At 36.1% G+C, this 17768-nt stretch carries 15 protein-coding genes and 1 other annotated feature; of the genes, 11 read left to right on the top strand and 4 right to left on the bottom strand.

What is annotated here, in order from left to right; genetic code table 11:
* The first annotated feature begins 41 nt into the window (after positions 1-41).
* Both leuS and FG384_RS16730 read left to right on the top strand, forming a co-directional pair.
* Positions 42-2453: a leucine--tRNA ligase gene (gene leuS / locus FG384_RS16740; RefSeq protein ID WP_142643853.1), complete on the top strand. Its 2412-nt coding sequence runs from the start codon at positions 42-44 to the stop codon at positions 2451-2453.
* A 788-nt stretch (positions 2454-3241) separates the two neighbouring features.
* A complete protein-coding gene (locus tag FG384_RS16730; protein WP_142643851.1) occupies positions 3242-3700 on the top strand; it encodes a DUF2691 family protein in 459 nt (152 codons plus the stop codon).
* A 497-nt stretch (positions 3701-4197) separates the two neighbouring features.
* On the opposite strand, the gene FG384_RS16725 is transcribed toward FG384_RS16730, so the two are convergent.
* From FG384_RS16725 to FG384_RS16715, 3 genes are all read right to left on the bottom strand, one after another.
* Positions 4198-4791 carry an anthranilate synthase component II gene (locus FG384_RS16725; protein ID WP_142643850.1) on the bottom strand — a complete coding sequence of 198 codons (594 nt, stop codon included), beginning with the start codon at positions 4789-4791 and terminating at the stop codon, positions 4198-4200.
* The gene (gene trpE, locus FG384_RS16720) at positions 4788-6176 is read right to left on the bottom strand and encodes an anthranilate synthase component I (protein ID WP_142643849.1); all 1389 of its coding nucleotides are present in this window, start codon (positions 6174-6176) and stop codon (positions 4788-4790) included. Before trpE ends, FG384_RS16725 begins: the two co-directional genes overlap by 4 nt.
* Positions 6177-6222: 46 nt before the next feature.
* Positions 6223-6450, bottom strand: a binding site (T-box leader).
* A 563-nt stretch (positions 6451-7013) separates the two neighbouring features.
* Complete coding sequence (locus FG384_RS16715; RefSeq protein WP_142643848.1) at positions 7014-8270, bottom strand: BaiN/RdsA family NAD(P)/FAD-dependent oxidoreductase; 1257 nt, start codon at positions 8268-8270, stop codon at positions 7014-7016.
* A 103-nt stretch (positions 8271-8373) separates the two neighbouring features.
* Between FG384_RS16715 and FG384_RS16710 the strand changes: the two genes are divergently transcribed.
* Both FG384_RS16710 and FG384_RS16705 read left to right on the top strand, forming a co-directional pair.
* Positions 8374-9987: a putative polysaccharide biosynthesis protein gene (locus FG384_RS16710; protein WP_142643847.1), complete on the top strand. Its 1614-nt coding sequence runs from the start codon at positions 8374-8376 to the stop codon at positions 9985-9987.
* A gap of 9 nt (positions 9988-9996) precedes the next feature.
* Positions 9997-10719 (top strand): pseudouridine synthase, encoded by a 723-nt coding sequence (locus FG384_RS16705; RefSeq protein ID WP_142643846.1) that lies wholly within the window; start codon positions 9997-9999, stop codon positions 10717-10719.
* 29 nt (positions 10720-10748) lie between these two features.
* On the opposite strand, the gene FG384_RS16700 is transcribed toward FG384_RS16705, so the two are convergent.
* On the bottom strand, positions 10749-10970 hold the full coding sequence (locus FG384_RS16700; protein ID WP_142643845.1) for a DeoR family transcriptional regulator: 222 nt from the start codon (positions 10968-10970) through the stop codon (positions 10749-10751).
* A gap of 271 nt (positions 10971-11241) precedes the next feature.
* Here FG384_RS16700 and pepV point away from each other — a divergent pair, with 271 nt between their 5' ends.
* From pepV to FG384_RS16665, 7 genes are read left to right on the top strand one after another with little or no spacing between them, the layout of a single operon-like run.
* Entirely contained in the window at positions 11242-12651 is a 1410-nt protein-coding gene (gene pepV, locus FG384_RS16695; protein ID WP_142643844.1) for a dipeptidase PepV, read from the top strand.
* Entirely contained in the window at positions 12651-13502 is an 852-nt protein-coding gene (dat, locus tag FG384_RS16690) for a D-amino-acid transaminase (protein ID WP_142643843.1), read from the top strand. The genes pepV and dat overlap by 1 nt, the downstream gene beginning before the upstream one ends.
* Positions 13499-14044 carry an RNA 2',3'-cyclic phosphodiesterase gene (gene thpR, locus FG384_RS16685; protein WP_142643842.1) on the top strand — a complete coding sequence of 182 codons (546 nt, stop codon included), beginning with the start codon at positions 13499-13501 and terminating at the stop codon, positions 14042-14044. Before dat ends, thpR begins: the two co-directional genes overlap by 4 nt.
* Positions 14044-15024 carry a nuclease-related domain-containing protein gene (locus FG384_RS16680; RefSeq protein ID WP_142643841.1) on the top strand — a complete coding sequence of 327 codons (981 nt, stop codon included), beginning with the start codon at positions 14044-14046 and terminating at the stop codon, positions 15022-15024. The genes thpR and FG384_RS16680 overlap by 1 nt, the downstream gene beginning before the upstream one ends.
* Positions 15017-15955, top strand: coding sequence for a diacylglycerol/lipid kinase family protein (locus FG384_RS16675; protein WP_166462471.1), 939 nt, complete (start codon positions 15017-15019; stop codon positions 15953-15955). The genes FG384_RS16680 and FG384_RS16675 overlap by 8 nt, the downstream gene beginning before the upstream one ends.
* 4 nt (positions 15956-15959) lie before the next feature.
* A complete protein-coding gene (gene trmB, locus FG384_RS16670; protein ID WP_142643839.1) occupies positions 15960-16601 on the top strand; it encodes a tRNA (guanosine(46)-N7)-methyltransferase TrmB in 642 nt (213 codons plus the stop codon).
* A gap of 14 nt (positions 16602-16615) precedes the next feature.
* Complete coding sequence (locus FG384_RS16665) at positions 16616-17461, top strand: YtnP family quorum-quenching lactonase (RefSeq protein ID WP_142643838.1); 846 nt, start codon at positions 16616-16618, stop codon at positions 17459-17461.
* The last annotated feature ends 307 nt before the right edge of the window (positions 17462-17768 follow it).

Here is a 17768-nt window from a genome sequence, read left to right as displayed (position 1 = left end):
TTTTAAGGGACGAGTTTTTTTATTTAAAGGAGGAATATTTTATGAGCTTTAATCATGAAGCAATTGAGAAAAAGTGGCAAAAGTATTGGCAAGAAAACAAGACGTATAAGATGACAGATGATCCATCCAAACCAAAATTTTATGCTTTGGATATGTTTCCTTATCCATCAGGAGTAGGTTTACATGTTGGGCATCCATTAGGATATATCGCAACGGATATATTAAGTGCATTTAAACGTAAACAAGGATACAACGTTCTTCATCCAATGGGCTGGGATGCTTTTGGTCTTCCAGCGGAGCAATATGCAATTGATACTGGGAATGATCCTGCAGAATTCACTGCGAAGAATATTGCTACATTTAAACGTCAAATGACAGATTTAGGTTTTTCATTTGACTGGGATAGAGAGGTAAATACGACTGATCCTTCTTATTACAAATGGACACAATGGATTTTCATTCAGCTGTACAAAAAAGGTTTAGCGTATGTGGATGAAGTGCCTGTAAACTGGTGTCCAGCATTAGGAACTGTATTGGCTAATGAAGAAGTAATCGATGGTGTGTCGGAGCGTGGGGGACATCCAGTAGAACGTCGTCCAATGCGTCAATGGGTGCTTCGCATAACTGCTTATGCAGATAGACTTTTAGAAGATTTAGATGACCTAGACTGGCCAGAAAGTTTAAAAGAAATGCAACGTAATTGGATTGGACGCTCAGAAGGTGCAGAGCTTACATTTGAAGTGGACGGTACAAATGAATCATTCCGTGCATTTACAACTCGACCTGACACTATTTTCGGTGCAACATATGCGGTATTAGCACCTGAACATAAGTTAGTGGATGTAATTACAACTGCCGACCAAGAAGAAGCGGTGCAAACTTATAAAGATCAAGTAAAATTGAAAAGTGACCTAGAACGTACAGACCTTGCAAAACACAAAACGGGTGTATTTACAGGTGCTTATGCGGTTAATCCAGTAAGTGGTAAAAAAATGCCTATTTGGATTGCCGATTATGTGTTAGCGTCATACGGAACAGGTGCTATTATGGCAGTTCCTGCTCATGATGAGCGTGACTATGAGTTCGCAAAACAGTTTGACTTGCCAATCGTTGAAGTAGTATCCGGTGGGGATATTGAAAAAGAAGCATATACAGTTGACGGTACGCTTGTTAACTCTGAATTCTTGAATGGTTTAAATAAACAAGAAGCCATTGCTAAAGCGATTGAATGGTTTGAAGCAAACGGTAAAGGTGAAAAGAAAATCACGTATCGTCTACGCGACTGGTTATTTAGCCGCCAACGTTATTGGGGTGAACCAATTCCAATTATCCATTGGGAAGATGGCACATCTACAGCTGTAGATGAATCTGAACTGCCATTAATGTTACCTGTAACATCGGATATTAAGCCAAGTGGGACAGGTGAATCACCATTAGCAAATATTACAGAGTGGGTAAATGTTGTAGATCCGGTAACAGGCAAAAAAGGTCGTCGTGAAACGAATACAATGCCCCAGTGGGCAGGTAGCTGCTGGTATTACTTACGCTACATTGACCCAAACAATGACGAAGCACTTGTGGATCCAGAACTAGCAAAACGTTGGCTTCCAGTGGATATTTATGTTGGTGGAGCGGAGCATGCGGTACTACATTTATTGTACGCGCGCTTTTGGCATAAATTCCTTTACGACATTGGTGTTGTGACAACGAAAGAGCCATTCCAAAAATTATTTAACCAAGGAATGATTCTAGGTGAAGGTAACGAAAAAATGTCTAAGTCAAAAGGGAATGTAGTAAACCCCGATGATATAGTGAAAAGTCATGGTGCTGATTCACTTCGTCTTTATGAAATGTTCATGGGACCACTGGACTCTTCTAAGCCATGGTCAACAAATGGGCTAGATGGGTCAAGAAGATTCCTAGATCGTATTTGGCGTTTGCTTGTCGATGAAGATGGTAAATTGAGCGCTAAAGTAACAGACACTTCTTCAGACAATATGGAAAAAGCGTATCACCAAACTGTGAAAAAAGTAACAGAAGACTTTGAAGCAATGCATTATAATACGGCCATTTCGCAAATGATGGTATTTATCAATGAGGGCTATAAAGCAGAGCAAATTTCCAAAGAATATGTAGAAGGATTTGTGAAGCTTATTTCGCCAATCGTTCCGCATATTGCAGAAGAGCTTTGGAGTATTCTTGGACATAACAATACAATTGTGTACGAATCTTGGCCAACTTTCGACGAATCTAAATTAGTAGATAATGAAGTGGAAATTCCTGTTCAGATTAAAGGAAAAGTACGTGCCAAATTGAATGTTTCTAAAGATGCAACAAAAGAAGAATTGGAAGCATTAGCACTAGCTTCAGAGCAAGTTCAGCAGTGGCTGGAGGGGCAAGAAGTGAAGAAAATCATTGCAATTCCTGGTAAAATGGTTAATATCGTAATCTAATTATAAAAAGCTGCTTCCTTTCTCAAAATGAGATGGGAGCAGCTTTTTTTTTAGAAAATACATACAATGGGCAATTGTTTTCCGAAGCTTACCGCGGGCGAACGTCGATCCGTTTTGTCTCTACGTTGACGGTGACTTTATCAGATTGGGTTGTCTACTAGTTATAAATATGAAAATCGTTGAAACGGCTCCCTTTCCGGAGGTCACTGAAAAAGTCACTTTTTTTCAAAAAATAAAAACGAAATCCCATAATTCCTTCACTTTTTAGGGTGTTTATGGGGACGTCATGCCAATTTTGATACAAATATACTTCTCAAGTGGTGACTTTATTTTCTGAATTTTGGTTTTTCAGTGGCCTCCCTTTCCGCGGGCGTTGCCTCAGCCTCCTCCTACGCTTCGCTTCGTGTGGGGTCTTCGACTAACGCTGTTCCCGCAGGAGTGTCGCCTTTTTCAACGATTTTCTACAAGAGAGTGCAACTTTTTAGTAACTCCCAGTTTTCGCTTATCAAGCGTAAAAAAGCGTATTTCGATATGGTTAAAGGCCCTTTGTAAACGCTCAAAGTATGAAAATAAATTACAAGAGTTATCTCCAGTAGAGTTTGAAGAATTTAATAAACGTGCTTTGTACATTGAGGAAAGAACTGAAGTGGAAAGAGAGTAGCTTTTGCTACTTTTTTTGATGAATTATTTTAAATAAAAAAAGAATTAAGAGTATAATTTTTGGAATTGATGTAAAATTAAAACTAGTTATGATTTATTTCGTACTTTAAAAAAAGGGGGAAGAGAAAATGCTGGGGCTTCTTTTTGAAATGAAAAATAAATTTGGTAAGCAATTATCTGATATTTTAGTGGATATAGTTGATCCATCTTGGTGTTGGTCAATCGGTTCTGGAGAAGCGCATAGCATGGAAATCCCAGATCCAGATTTTTTGCCACCTAATGTTATTATGGAGGGGGAAGCGTTTTTTAGTGATATATCGACAGGTAAATACTACGTAATATTTGCCGATTTAAAAGCTTTTCCTACTCGTGAAGACGTAGTGGAAGTCAAAAATTATGAGGAATTTTTGAAAAGTTCCTGCCAACTTGCACTTCTGGTGATTGATTCGGTTTACGTGTCAATCGTTTTAAAAGAACAGCAGATGGTTCATAAATTTTTTGAACGTGCAGAAGCTTTAGGCTATACTAATATTAAGTTCCTTACTGATGAAAATAAAACAAGTCTGTTATTTAATGTATGGGGATAAATAATAAATTTGAAATTCTATTAAAATGTAATGAGAATTATAAAGAAAAAACTATTTTGTATTTTTATTACAACATAGTTTTTATTTTTGTTTCAATTGTTTTTAAAATGTTGCTGGGTAAGCACTAGGTCTCGGAATTGGGTTGTACCAATTGAAATAGTGGATGTGAGGAGATTCGTGACTTTCTGCAAATTGCCTTTTAGAAGGCTTTGCTAAAAAAACGTATCATCTATAAAGGAGCGAATAGCGCACGAAATTGAATCTTTGTGCGTTGCTTTAAGGGTTTGAGAGTATTTTTTCTCTTATTTAGCTAAAGCAAAAGTAACCTGACTCCAGCTGTTTCAAGCGGGCGACGGACAAACGACAACCATAGGATTACTAATAAAGAGGGATGGGATGTGGCTTGCCACTTTCCGTCCCTCTTAAAAATTACCCGGTAATGATACGGTCTAAGTGCTGTCAAGAGCACTTTAAAAATAATGAAGACAGGATGCACTTTAAAGGGTATTTGCGCTTTTCTTATTTATCGTGTTTATAAAGTTTTGCATTAATTGATCACCAAGTGCAGTGCCTATCGATTCAGGGTGGAATTGAAGCCCGAATAATGGGTAGTCTCGATTTTTTATGGCCATGATTTCATTGTCATCTTGGGCTCTAGCGAGTACTTCTAGTTCCTCACTTAATGTATTTTCATCAATAACAAGTGAATGATACCTCATGACGGAAATGGCTTCGTTAAAACCCTCAAATAAGGATGAATTAGTATGTTCTACAGTAGAAATTTTTCCATGCATAATTGTTTTTGCTTGGACGATGTTAGCTCCAAAAGCAGCTCCAATAGATTGATGACCAAGACAAATTCCAAGTATAGGATATTTTTGATACAGTTTTTGAATCACTTTAATTGATATTCCTGCCTCAATTGGTGTACCTGAACCCGGAGAAATAATAATAGCTTCTGGATGGAATTGTTCGATTTTTTCAATCGTTATTGCGTCATTTCGAACAACTTGGACTTCTTTTCCTAGTTCGCTCACTTGTTGAAATAAGTTAAAAGTAAAGGAATCATAATTATCGATTAATAAAATCATCGTTGCACCTCCAAAAGTGCTTTCGCTTTATTAATCGTTTCCTCGTATTCACTTTTCGGAACGGAATCAAAGACAATACCTGCGCCAGCTTGGACATGTGCTTGACTATCTTTTACAACCATCGTACGTATGGCAAGTGCTAAATCCATATTACCAGTTACAGAAATATAGCCTACAGCACCAGCGTACACTCCGCGTTTAGTCGATTCTAGCTCATTTATTATTTGCATCGCACGAATTTTTGGTGCGCCTGAAACAGTTCCAGCGGGTAAACAAGCGGATAATACATCTAGCACATGTAAGTCTTTCTTCAAGCGCCCAGTTACTTCTGAGACGATATGCATGACGTATTTGTAGTATTCAATTGTCATATACTTTTCGATTTGTACGGAACCAATTTCTGAGATTCTTCCAATATCATTTCGTCCTAGATCTACGAGCATACGATGCTCAGCAATTTCTTTTTCATCGACCAGTAATTCTTTTGCGATTTGCACATCTTCCTCAGCTGTTTTTCCTCGTGGTTTTGTACCTGCAATTGGGTTAGTTGTAACTAATCCATTATTTACTTTTATTAAACTTTCTGGTGAAGTACCAAGTATCGTATAATCCCCAAAGTCCATATAAAACATATAAGGAGAGGGATTAGTTGTACGAAGCTGACGGTACAACGAAAAAGGGTTTCCTTCAAAAGGGGAGGTAAAACGCTGAGATAAAACAACTTGAAAAATATCCCCTTTGACAATATGTGCTTTTGCTTTTTCTACCATTTGAACAAATAAATCTTCATCCATTATTGGTTGAAAAGCTAACTTTGTTTCTGTATCTTTTTGATAATTCGTCCCCATTAGTAAATCAGCATAAATTATTTCTATTGCGTCAATCATTTCTTGCCGGCTTCGACCATCTTGGAATAAATCGATTGCTACAATCGTTACCACTTGCTTTAGATGGTCATACACAATAAAAGTATTATAAAACATAAGATGAATATCTGGCATATCCAATTCATCGAGCAACATTTCACCAATTTTTTCATAATAAAAAGCTGTTTCATATCCAAAATAGCCAATTGCACCACCAAAAAATGAAAAGGGGTAACTTTCCTGATGGAATGGGATCATCTTTTTTAGTTGTTCTATTACGGGTGTTGAACCTTTCTCTGTGTCCCCCTCGGTATACGACAATGTATAGCCGGATTGGTCACCCGTTAATTCAGCAATTGGGTTTAATGCAATAAATGAATACCGTCCGCTTTCTTTATGTTTGGCGGACGATTCAAATAGCATTTTTTTATTTCCATTTAGCGAATTATAAATGGAAATAGGTGTCATCATATCGCCTTGAATCTCTTTCATCTCATAGCTTCTCGTCTCAACTGTCATAGCTCATCTCTCCTATTCTCAACTGCATACAAAAAGGCCCTCCATCGTAAAGGACGGAGAGCCGTGGTGCCACCTTTATTGATTACTATTGTAATCCACTTATTAGCAAACAAACATTTACTAGTCTTGTAACGTAGACAAACGCCAAAGCCTACTAAATGGTTCAGCCTTGGAGCTCAGAAGCCCATTCACGATATGTACTGCACTGGCTTGCACCAACCGCCAGCTCTCTATAGCATTTCATATCGCTACTACTCTTCGTCATCACTAATTACAGACAATTGTATTATAAGTTGTTTTAAAATTCAATTTTTATTTTCACGCATTTAACTAAGAGAAGTATCTTTTAGATATAATGCGTCACAGCTTCCGATAGGATTTAGCACTGGGGCAGTTGATTTCCACTTCAGGCGGACGCTTTCCACGGGGCGGTCGGTGAGCCTCCTCGGTCGCTGGCGCTCCACTGCGGGGTCTCACCTGACCGCTGATCCCGCCGGAGTCGCCGCCTTGCGCTATAATCAACGAAATGTGCTTACTAATTATTAGCTAAGATTCATATAGCCACTGCTAAGATGAAGTTTGTAACCTAGTGCTCTATTCGATTTAGTTATTTGTTAGTAAGTAAATTCCATTGATTTTCGCAGCAGGCGGCGACTCCTGCCGGATGAGTGAGACAAATGAGCCAACACAACGAACGCGTAAGCGGCGGTGATGGCTCATCGCTCACCCGGCGGAAAGCGTCCGCCTGCTGAGAAAATCTTAGTAGTCACCTAATAGAACCTCTTTAAGACGCATTATTTCTAAATTGCGTATACTCTCCGCAATGTTGAGAGTAAATTATTTAGTTAGTGCAGCACTCATGCCTGCAATTTTTCCTGTAACGAGGGCAGAAGTAATATTATATCCTCCGGTATATCCATGAATATCTAAAATTTCTCCACAGAAAAACAATCCTGCCTTCTTTTTAGATGCCATTGTTTTTGGTTCAATTTCTTTAATGGACACGCCACCACCTGTTACAAATGCTTTGTCTAATGGTTGTGTTCCATAAACATTGACGGTAAATTGCTTTAATTGATGTGCAAATTCTCTTATTTTATCATGTGCTAGGTTTTGACCATCTTCACTTTCACTTATACCTGCACGTTGTAACAAAAATAAAAGCCATCTTTCTGGAACTAGTCCTTTCCAAACATTCTTAACAGCTTTTTTCGGATCTTCTTTAATGGAAGATAGAAGCGATTGGAATGTTTGCTCTTCGTTTCGATCTGGTAAACTATCTATGCGGACTTGTACAAGTTGTCCGCCATTTTTCTTTTGCTCTTTCACAACGAATTGGCTACAACGTAAAATGGCTGGACCACTTAAGCCGAAATGGGTAAATAGCATGTCCATTTGGTGGGTTATAATAGGTTTACCATTTTTTTTAAGAACGGACACAGCAACATCTCTTAGAGCAAGACCTTGCAGCTCTTTCGATTTTATAAAGCTCTCGCTTGATAATAAAGGAACTTCAGTTGGATATAGATCAGTGACTGTATGTCCCGCTTTTTCAGCCCAAGGATAGCCATCACCAGTAGATCCAGTTTGCGGAACTGCTTTTCCTCCAACTGCTACGACAACAGCATTAGCAACAATTTCTTCCCCAGAGGCAAGGCGAACGCCAATTACTTTTTCATCATTCATTAACAGTTTTCCAACGGGAGAATTAAGTTTTATTTCCACATGAAGTCTTTTTAACTCATCGAGCAGTGCATTTACAACATCCATTGCTTTATTCGATACAGGGAACATTCTTCCGTGATCTTCTTCTTTTAGGGCAACACCTAGATTTTCAAAAAACGTAATAATATCTTCATTATTAAAAACGGAGAACGGACTAAATAAAAATCTTCCGTTTCCTGGAATATTTTTCACGATTTCTTCTAGTGGTAGCCTATTAGTTACGTTACAACGACCACCGCCAGATATAGCAAGCTTTTTACCAAGCTTTGAACCTTTTTCAATTAGTAATACCTTTTTTTTCTCTGCTCCAGCAGCTGCAGCGGCCATTAAACCCGAAGGACCTCCGCCGATTACAATAACGTCATACATATAGATTTCACACTTTCCATTTTTTCTTTATTATACATGATTGAGCTTTTCTTACGACAGTTGTAAACTGTAAGTTAGACATTCAGAAGATTGGGCGGGTTTTATGGCATCGAATTTATTAAAAGGGACAATGATATTAACAGTTGGTCTCTTACTATCTAGAATACTTGGTGTTCTTTATGTAATACCTTTTTATCAAATGATAGGACAGGAGTATGTAGTCCTTTATCAATATGCTTATGTTCCTTACTCCATTATGTTAGCAATTGCAGTTTCAGGTATACCTATTGCAGTTTCTAAATTTGTAGCAAAATATAATGCATTAGGAGACTATGCGACAGGTAGAAAATTAGTTAAATCGAGTATGTTACTAATGACTGTAACAGGTATTTTAGGATTTTTTATTTTATACAGTTTAGCAGAACCGATTGCTCATCTTGTTATTAAAGACAAAGATGCATTTTTCTCTGTTCAGGACGTTGCAACGGTTATTAGATATGTAAGCTTTGCGGTTATTGTCGTGCCTGTTATGAGCCTTGTAAGAGGTTTTTTCCAAGGTTATCAGCATATGACACCTACCGCGGTATCCCAATTATTTGAACAAATTATTCGTATATTATTTGTCCTTGCAGGAGCATTTTTAGTTATGAATGTTTTCGGAGGATCGGAGAAAACTGCTGTTTCGTTTGCTGTATTTGCTGCATTTTTAGGAGCAGTGGCAAGTTTAGTTGTATTGTATTGGTACTGGCAAAAGTTAAAACCAGAGTTTAATGATTTATTAAGTACCAGTGGAAAGAGAACTTCAGATGTTTCACTAAAAGACATTTATAAAGAAATTTTAGTCTACACAGTCCCTTTTGCATTAGTTGGTGTTATTAATCCTTTATTCCAGTTTATTGATATGATTACATTTAATCGTGCAATGACAATGATTGGAAAAGCTTCCGTTTCAGACACTTATCTGGGGATGTTAAACTTTACTACTCATAAGCTTGTTATGATTCCGGTAATGTTAGCAACAGGATTTTCAATGACACTTATTCCACTTATTACTAGTTATTATGCGAAAAAAGATTTTGTTCTCGTAAAAAAGTCTTTAGATCAGTCTTTTCAAATATTATTGTTTTTAACATTGCCAGCTGCCCTAGGTATTTCTGTTTTAGCAAATGAGTTCTATTTTGTGTTTTATGAGCAGAGCGATGTGGGAGCAAATGTTCTTGCACATTATGCACCCGTAGCAATATTGTTTGCTCTGTATCCTGTAACAACGGCTATATTACAAGGTATAGATAAACAAAAGTTAATTATTTTAAATTTATTACTTGGAATACTAACAAAACTAGTATTAAATACTCCACTCATAAAAGCGTTTGAAACAGATGGAGCGATATTAGCTACTTCAATTGGTTATATAGTTGCGATTATATTAAACATAATTGCAATTTCAAAAACACTTCACTATAAATCCACTATAGTTATAAGAAGGACTATGCTAATTACATTTATTAATATAGTCATGCTTTGTCTTGTTTTCATATGTAAATGGGGAATAGGACAATTATTTACAGTGGATAGTAAACTTGAAGCTTTACTTGTTATCTTTATTTCTGCTGCAATCGGGGCAGCTTTCTACGGCTTTGTCTCACTAAGACTTGGGCTTGCTCAGAAGTTATTTGGAGAAAGAATAACGAGGTTTACGAAAAAATTTGGTTTTTAGGAGAATTACATGCGATTAGATAAATTTCTATCTCATATGGGATTTGGTACAAGAAGAGAAGTAAAAGGTTTAATAAAGTCAAAAGCAATTAGAGTGAATGATGTAGTGGTGAAAGATAGTTCTATGCATGTAAATGAAAAAGTGGATCAAGTGTCCATATATGGAGAAGTGGTTGAGTATAAAGAATTTATTTATTTGATGCTCAATAAACCAGCAGGAGTTATTTCAGCAACGGAGGATTCAAGGGATCAAACAGTTATTGATCTGTTGAAAGATGACGTTCGTCATTTTAATCCTTATCCTGTAGGAAGACTTGATAAAGACACTGTAGGGTTACTTTTATTAACGAATGACGGTGCATTAACCCATCGTCTTCTTTCGCCTCATAAAGATGTACCGAAAGTATATTTTGCAGAAATTGAAGGAAGAGTAGATGAATCCGATATGGAAGCTTTTACAGAAGGAGTCATTTTAGATGATGGATACAAGACAAAGCCTGCTATTTTAAACATATTAAGTAAAGGACCGGTATCTGAAATCGAATTAACGATTACGGAAGGGAAGTTTCACCAAGTAAAAAGAATGTTTGAGGCAGTTGGTAAAAAAGTAGTTTATTTAAAGAGACTTTCGATGGGGTCATTAAAGTTAGATGAATCACTCGAGGAAGGTACATATCGGGAATTAACAGAAGAGGAATTAGATTTAATAAAGCAAAAGAATGACCCTGCATAAGCAAGGTCATTCTTTTCATATTGTTGAATCTAAGATGTCATTTTTACTCGTTTATTCGTCGTGGTCCATTTCCCTCTCGTAGGACTAATGACTAAGTCATTAAATGCAAGCACATTCAGGTCTCTTTGAATTGTGCGAGGAGTGATGCCAAATTCATCGACTAAATCCTGTGTTGTGACTGTTCCTTTATCTCGGATGAACATATACACATCTTTAATTCGATTGAGCATCCGATCAGTAGTAGGTTTCATAAGTAACCACTCCTTCATCATCATATCTCGTGACTAGACTAGCGGACGACTTGGGTGAAAAGCAAAAAATAATTGCCATTTACAGCCCCTTTACTAAAATGGTGGTCAATTTTATTATCTGACAATTTAATTATAGTAGATTTCCATGGAAATTACTATAAAAATCAATTTTTTTACAAACACTTAATAATTTTGAAAAAAATTAATGAAAGACGTTGACATCAAATAAGTGTAAAATAGCTGTATCAAAACGATAGTAGGAGGATGTAATATGAATTGGTTAAAACTTGCAGAAGAAAAGAAATCGAATATTATAGCTGAATTGCAAGCATTAATTCAAATACCGAGTGTATTACAGGAAGAATTTGCTACACCTGAAATGCCATTTGGGCCAAAACCTTTAGAAGCCCTTACACATATGTTAAAAGAAGGAGAAAAAGAAGGTTTTCTGACAAAAAACATTGATAATATGGCAGGACATATTGAAATGGGTGAAGGAGAAGATATATTAGGTATCCTTTGTCATGTGGATGTCGTTCCAGAAGGAAAAGGTTGGACGTACCCACCGTTTGAAGGAGTAGTAGTAGATGATAAGCTTTACGGTCGTGGGGCAATTGATGATAAAGGTCCAACAATTGCAGCTTGGATGGCGATGAAATTAGTAAAAGAATCAGGTATTGAACTTTCCAAAAAAGTTCGACTGATTATTGGTACGGATGAAGAAAGTGGTTTTCGATGTGTAGAACGATACTTCGAAAAAGAGCAAATGCCGCATATTGGATTTGCCCCTGATGCTGATTTTCCTATCATTAATGCAGAAAAAGGAATAGCAACACTCGTATTTTCAAAAAATGGAACTTCTGACAAACAGACAATTCAATCATTCCAAGCTGGAAAAAGAACAAATATGGTTCCAGAAGAAGCACATGCTATTATCATGGGTGATTTTGAACAAACAAAAGAGTTATTTGAAATGTATATAAAAGAAAATTCTTTTAAAGGAGAAATTTCTTTAGAAGAAGGGCAAATTAAGCTAGTTATATATGGTAAATCAGCACATGCAATGGAACCAAATGACGGCGTAAACGCGGCAGTACTTCTTGCTAGATTTTTAAATAAGCTGAATTTAACAAGTCATTCAAAAGAATTTGTTGAATTTATAATGATTTCATTTGGACAAGATAGTCGAGGAAAAGCGTTAAATCTTAGTTTTACAGATGATGTGTCAGGTGATACTACATTAAATGCAGGAATTATTCATTATTCTCCGACACAAGGATTTAATATACAAGTAAGTATGCGATATTCCGTTTCGTATCCATTCAATCAGAAAATCGATGATTGTCGAGTATTTTTACAAAAAAGTAGTGTGGCTTTAGATATTTCTACTAACTCTAAACCACATTACGTCGATAAAGAGGATATACTGATAAAATCATTGCAGAAGGTTTATGAAAGGCAAACTGGTGAAAAAGCAAAGCTATTATCGATTGGTGGAGGAACTTATGCAAGAGTACTTAAAAAAGGTGTTGCATTTGGAATGTTATTTCCAGGTAGAATAGATCTAGCACACCAGTTGGATGAATATGTAGATATAGAAGATTTAGTAAAAGCAACAGCTATTTATGCAGATGCGATCGTTGAACTAGCAAATAAATCTACAGAAAAAGGTGAAATCTAATGGCGAAAATTTTATGGAATGATCAAATCATCAACGAAGAGGAAGTAAAAATTGGATATGAAGACCGTGGATATCAATTTGGTGACGGGATCTATGAAGTAATCAAAATTTATAACGGAAATGTATTTACTGCAACAGAACATATCGATCGTCTATATGAAAGTGCAGATAAAATCCAATTAGTAATTCCTTATACAAAAGATGTTATGCATAAAATGCTTCATGAATTAATCGAATTAAATGAAGTTCAAGATGGTCAAATTTATTTACAAGTCACTCGCGGTACTAGCCCAAGACAGCATAATTTTCCAACTCAAACAGTGGAATCAGTTCTAACTGCATATACAAAAGAAACAACTCGCCCGTTAGCTCAACTACAGAACGGAGTAAAAGCTTGTTTCGTGGAAGATATTCGTTGGCTTCGATGTGATATTAAGTCGTTAAATCTACTCGGTAATGTACTTGCAAAGCAAGAAGCAATCAGTAAAGACTGCTTTGAAGCTGTATTACATCGCGGGGAAACTGTAACAGAAGGATCATCTTCTAATATGTATGGAATAAAAGATGGTGTACTTTATACGCATCCAGTTAGTAATTTAATATTAAATGGTATCACACGTAAAGTAATCTTAGATTGCTGTAAAGAAGTTGGTATCCCTGTAGTAGAAGAGGCGTTCACAAAGCAACAGGCACTTGAAATGGATGAGTTTATCATGTCTTCCACAAATGCAGAAGTAATGCCGATTATTTCAATTGATGGTCATGCAATTGGAAACGGCAAACGTGGAGAATTGACTGAAAAAATACAACAAGCGTTTGAGTCAAAAATCCCAATGTCTATTGGAGTATGAAAACACATTATTTTATAGGTATTAAAATACCTAGTTCTATTGCAAATTCCATAGTAGAAGCAAGAGAAAAAACTAATTTACATGAAACCCATAAAACATTACCAGTAGCAGAAGATTTGCATATAACACTTGTTTATTTAGGATATTTAGATGAGCTTGTTATAAATCAAATGATCCAGTCGTTACAAAAAATCGACTGGAACTCGTTTGATTTGCTAACAGATGGACTTTCTCATTTTGGAAACGAGCGAACACCTCGAGTTGTTTACATAGCACTAGAAGAAAGCGAATTCTTACTACGTTTGCAACAAAATGTAATGGAGGCCATTTCAAATTTGGTTGAGGGGCTCAATTCTAATGATTTTAAAGCTCATATTACGATTGCGAAAAAATGGAAAAGTGATGCTTTGCAACTAACAAATGGATTTTTATTAGAAAAACAATCATTTAAGGTGAACAATTTCACACTATATAAAATTAATCCAAATAGTATACCACGCTATGAAGAAGTAAGTTTAATACATTGTAGGAGGGTGACATAATGGCCCAACTAGTAAAGCTTCAAGATTATATTTCCAGATACCAAGTGGACTTAAAGAGATATCCAACTCAATTCGTTCGACTTAAAAAGCAACAATGGGATCGGACCAAAGAGGAATGGGAAAATGGAACATTAGAATCTTCTTGGTTAGAGAAGGAAGATGAAGAAGAAATACCTGAAAAGAAATCACTATTTTCTAAGCTTTTTAATCGCAATAAAGAGGAGCATTCAGAAAAAGAGGTGTGGGTAGAAAATGAGTTACTCGAGGAAGAAATTATTCCGGAGGAGTTCACAACCCTTCATTTTCAACCAAATATTGTGTATAAACCTCAGTCAATAGAAGAGTTAAAACGAATGTATTTGGATCAGCTTTTTCATTTTCAGTTAAAATGGGCAAGTTCCACGCTACGAGAAAAATCATATGTAGATCCAAAATTTATGCGGGATACATTATTACGAAATTTTACACTTCGCCTACCGGATAACTATTTTTTATTTTATTATCCTATTTTAAAACTAAAAAAAGCTCCAGTAGAACTAGATATTCTTCTTATTTTACCAACGGAAATTATTTGTGTTGTTGCGTTGGAAGCAAGGGATCTGGATGCATTTATAGGAAGTAGCGACCGGTTTTGGTTGCGAAAAAGTGGAAAAGATGAGAGCAAAATATTAAGTCCTTTGATCAGCTTGAATCGTATGGAATCTATCTTAATGCAAATTTTTAAGAAAGAAGAAATAGATTTACCAGTTAGGAAAGTAGTTCTTTCCAGAAATGGCTATATTGATTACCCAGGTACTTCATTTAATACCCAATTTATCGATACAAGAAAATATCAAGAGTGGTTTAAGTCACTAGCTTCTTCCCCTTCCCCAATGAAGCACATGCAATTTAAAGCTGCCCAGGCAATACTAGACTTAGCACAAACAACATCATATTCTAGAACTGGGTGGGAGTTAGATGGTGAGGAAGCGGATGAATAACATAATTTTTATTGTTAATGAACATGCTGGAAATGGGAGAGCCAAAAAAATATGGGCTTCTTGGAAGGACAAATTAACTTTTCCTTATACATTTTTTATGACAGAATATAGTGGGCATGCAAAAGAGATTGCCAAGCATTGTGCTGAAAAAAGCAAGGAAGAAATACAAATTATTGCAATTGGTGGAGATGGAACAATTCACGAAATAATTTCAGGAGTTGTTGGATTTAATCATGTTCGAGTTGGAGTGATTTCTGCAGGTAGCGGGAATGACTTTGGTCGAACATTTTCTTCGTTTCAAACGATTGAACAATTGCAGGATTATTTGATTGGCTTTAATACATTGGAGAAAATGGATTTTGGTCAATTAACAACTGAACAAGATTCCTATGGATTTGTGAACAATGCGGGATTTGGTTTTGATGCCAAAGTAGTTTACTCGGTCAATTATTCAAGGTGGAAAAAGTGGTTGAATTCTTATGGATTAGGTAAACTAACTTACATACTTTATGTTATAAAAGAGCTATTAACATTCAATAGATTTTCATTTTCTTTACATACAGAAGAAGATACGATAAAGTTTGATGATGTTTGGTTTTTTGTTGTATGCAATCAAGCATTTTTTGGTGGGGGAATGAAAATATCTCCTAGCTCACTACCGAATGATGAACTAATCGAAATGACATTAGTGAACAAATTGCCAAGATGGAAGTTACTATTCATTTTCGGAACTGTGTTTTTTGGTAAACATACAAAATATAAAGAAGTGATACAATTTCAAGCAAAGAATTTTAAGATTACCATGCATGATCGCGTATATGGCCATGCAGATGGTGAGTTTTCATGTAAAACAGAGATAGATCAGATGTACTCTTTCTCGGTTAAATCGAAAGCTTGGAATTTAGCAAGACCAATAAACAAAAGGAGTTAATATAATGAGGTTAAGACATAAACCATGGGCAGAAGAATTTATTAATGCTCATCCAGAAATTATAATTCCAAATCCGGAGAACCTAAAAGGAAAATGGGATTCGGAGTTTAAGAATAATAACCCACTTCATATTGAGGTAGGTACAGGGAAAGGGCAGTTTGTCACTGGTATGGCAAAGCAAAATCCAAATATAAATTATATAGGGATTGAACTTTATGATAGTGTCATTGTGTCAGCACTTGAAAATGCAATAAGTGCTCAGCCACTTCCGAATTTACGTTTGTTAAAAGTAAACGGAGCAGATTTAGATAAATATTTTGAAAAAAATGATGTAGATCGAGTATATTTGAATTTCTCTGATCCATGGCCGAAAACACGTCATGAAAAAAGACGTTTAACACATGAAGGATTTTTAAAACTATATGAGTCTATCTTGGTAGATCATGCAGAAATTCATTTTAAAACAGATAATCGTGGATTATTTGAATATTCTTTAACTAGCATGTCAGCTTATGGTATGTTAATAAAAGATGTGTCACTTGATTTGCATGCTAATATGCCAGAAGACAATATTATGACAGAATACGAAGAAAAGTTTTCTGCGAAAGGACAACCTATCTATCGAGTTGAAGCAAAATACGTATAAAAGGGGATGGGAGAATGGATACGTATCAATTTCACGATATGACATTTACTTGGTTAAAAGGCGGAACAACCTTTATGGATGGGGGCGCCATGTTTGGTGTTGTTCCAAAACCATTATGGGAAAAGAAATATCCTGTGAACGATAAAAATCAAATTGAGTTACCATCCGACCCATTGTTTATCCAATATAAGGGGCATAATATATTACTGGAGACTGGTCTCGGGTTTGGAAAGTTTACTGAAAAACAACTGCGGAATTATGGTGTATCCGATCAATCGTTAGTAGAAGATAACTTAGCTCAGCTAGGTTTTTTACCTGAGGATATTGATATTATTATGATGACTCATCTTCATTTTGACCATGCTTGTGGGCTAACAAAATGGGAAGATGAAAAGCTAGTTTCTGCTTTTCCGAATGCCAAAATCTATGTTTCGGATGTTGAATGGAATGAGATGAAAAATCCAAATGTTCGTTCTCGAAATACTTATTGGAAAGAAAACTGGGAACCAATCGAATCACAGATAATAACTTATTCTCAATCTATCGATATATTGGATGGCATTGAAATGATACATACTGGTGGTCATAGCGATGGTCATAGTATAGTAATCTTTAAACAAAAGGAAGAGACCATTATCCATTTAGCTGATCTAATGCCAACGCATGCACACCAAAATCCATTATGGGTTTTAGCATACGATGATTATCCAATGACCTCAGTTTTTGCAAAAGAGAAGTGGGTAAATGAAGGGTTACGTAATAATTATTGGTTCAGCTTTTATCATGATGCTTTCTATCGCATGATCAAATGGTCAGAAGATGGAAAAGAAATTATGAATAAATTAGATAGAACAAGATAAAGAAGAAAGTACTAAATATTTACTATTTGGTATTTTCGGACTGTAGACAAACTCAAAAAACGAGTTGTCTACAGTCTTTTTATTTTTAATGATGTTGGTCATGCATTACGAAAATCGTTGAAATGGCTCCCTTTCCGCGGGCGTTGCCTCAGTCTCCTCGCTGCGCTGCGGGGTCTTCGACTAACGCATTCCCACAGGAGTGTCGCCTTTTTCAACGATTTTCTAGAAATAAATAGTGTTTATCTGTGAAGTCCCTATAATCTGCTTTGCCACACGGAGTTGTAAGAAGAAAATAGATAAGAAAATC

The sequence above is a fragment of the Psychrobacillus vulpis genome, assembly GCF_006861825.1.
Lineage (GTDB): Bacteria > Bacillota > Bacilli > Bacillales_A > Planococcaceae > Psychrobacillus > Psychrobacillus vulpis.
This window is presented reverse-complemented; position numbering and strand designations above follow the sequence as displayed.

Coding starts and splice junctions, on each gene's coding strand:
- FG384_RS16725 (WP_142643850.1), bottom strand. CDS start 4,791: ATGATTTTATTAATCGATAATTATGATTCCTTTACTTTTAACTTATTT.
- FG384_RS16705 (WP_142643846.1), top strand. CDS start 9,997: ATGCGATTAGATAAATTTCTATCTCATATGGGATTTGGTACAAGAAGA.
- trpE (WP_142643849.1), bottom strand. CDS start 6,176: ATGACAGTTGAGACGAGAAGCTATGAGATGAAAGAGATTCAAGGCGAT.
- dat (WP_142643843.1), top strand. CDS start 12,651: ATGGCGAAAATTTTATGGAATGATCAAATCATCAACGAAGAGGAAGTA.
- leuS (WP_142643853.1), top strand. CDS start 42: ATGAGCTTTAATCATGAAGCAATTGAGAAAAAGTGGCAAAAGTATTGG.
- FG384_RS16665 (WP_142643838.1), top strand. CDS start 16,616: ATGGATACGTATCAATTTCACGATATGACATTTACTTGGTTAAAAGGC.
- FG384_RS16675 (WP_166462471.1), top strand. CDS start 15,017: ATGAATAACATAATTTTTATTGTTAATGAACATGCTGGAAATGGGAGA.
- thpR (WP_142643842.1), top strand. CDS start 13,499: ATGAAAACACATTATTTTATAGGTATTAAAATACCTAGTTCTATTGCA.
- FG384_RS16700 (WP_142643845.1), bottom strand. CDS start 10,970: ATGAAACCTACTACTGATCGGATGCTCAATCGAATTAAAGATGTGTAT.
- FG384_RS16710 (WP_142643847.1), top strand. CDS start 8,374: ATGGCATCGAATTTATTAAAAGGGACAATGATATTAACAGTTGGTCTC.
- FG384_RS16715 (WP_142643848.1), bottom strand. CDS start 8,270: ATGTATGACGTTATTGTAATCGGCGGAGGTCCTTCGGGTTTAATGGCC.
- pepV (WP_142643844.1), top strand. CDS start 11,242: ATGAATTGGTTAAAACTTGCAGAAGAAAAGAAATCGAATATTATAGCT.
- FG384_RS16730 (WP_142643851.1), top strand. CDS start 3,242: ATGCTGGGGCTTCTTTTTGAAATGAAAAATAAATTTGGTAAGCAATTA.
- FG384_RS16680 (WP_142643841.1), top strand. CDS start 14,044: ATGGCCCAACTAGTAAAGCTTCAAGATTATATTTCCAGATACCAAGTG.
- trmB (WP_142643839.1), top strand. CDS start 15,960: ATGAGGTTAAGACATAAACCATGGGCAGAAGAATTTATTAATGCTCAT.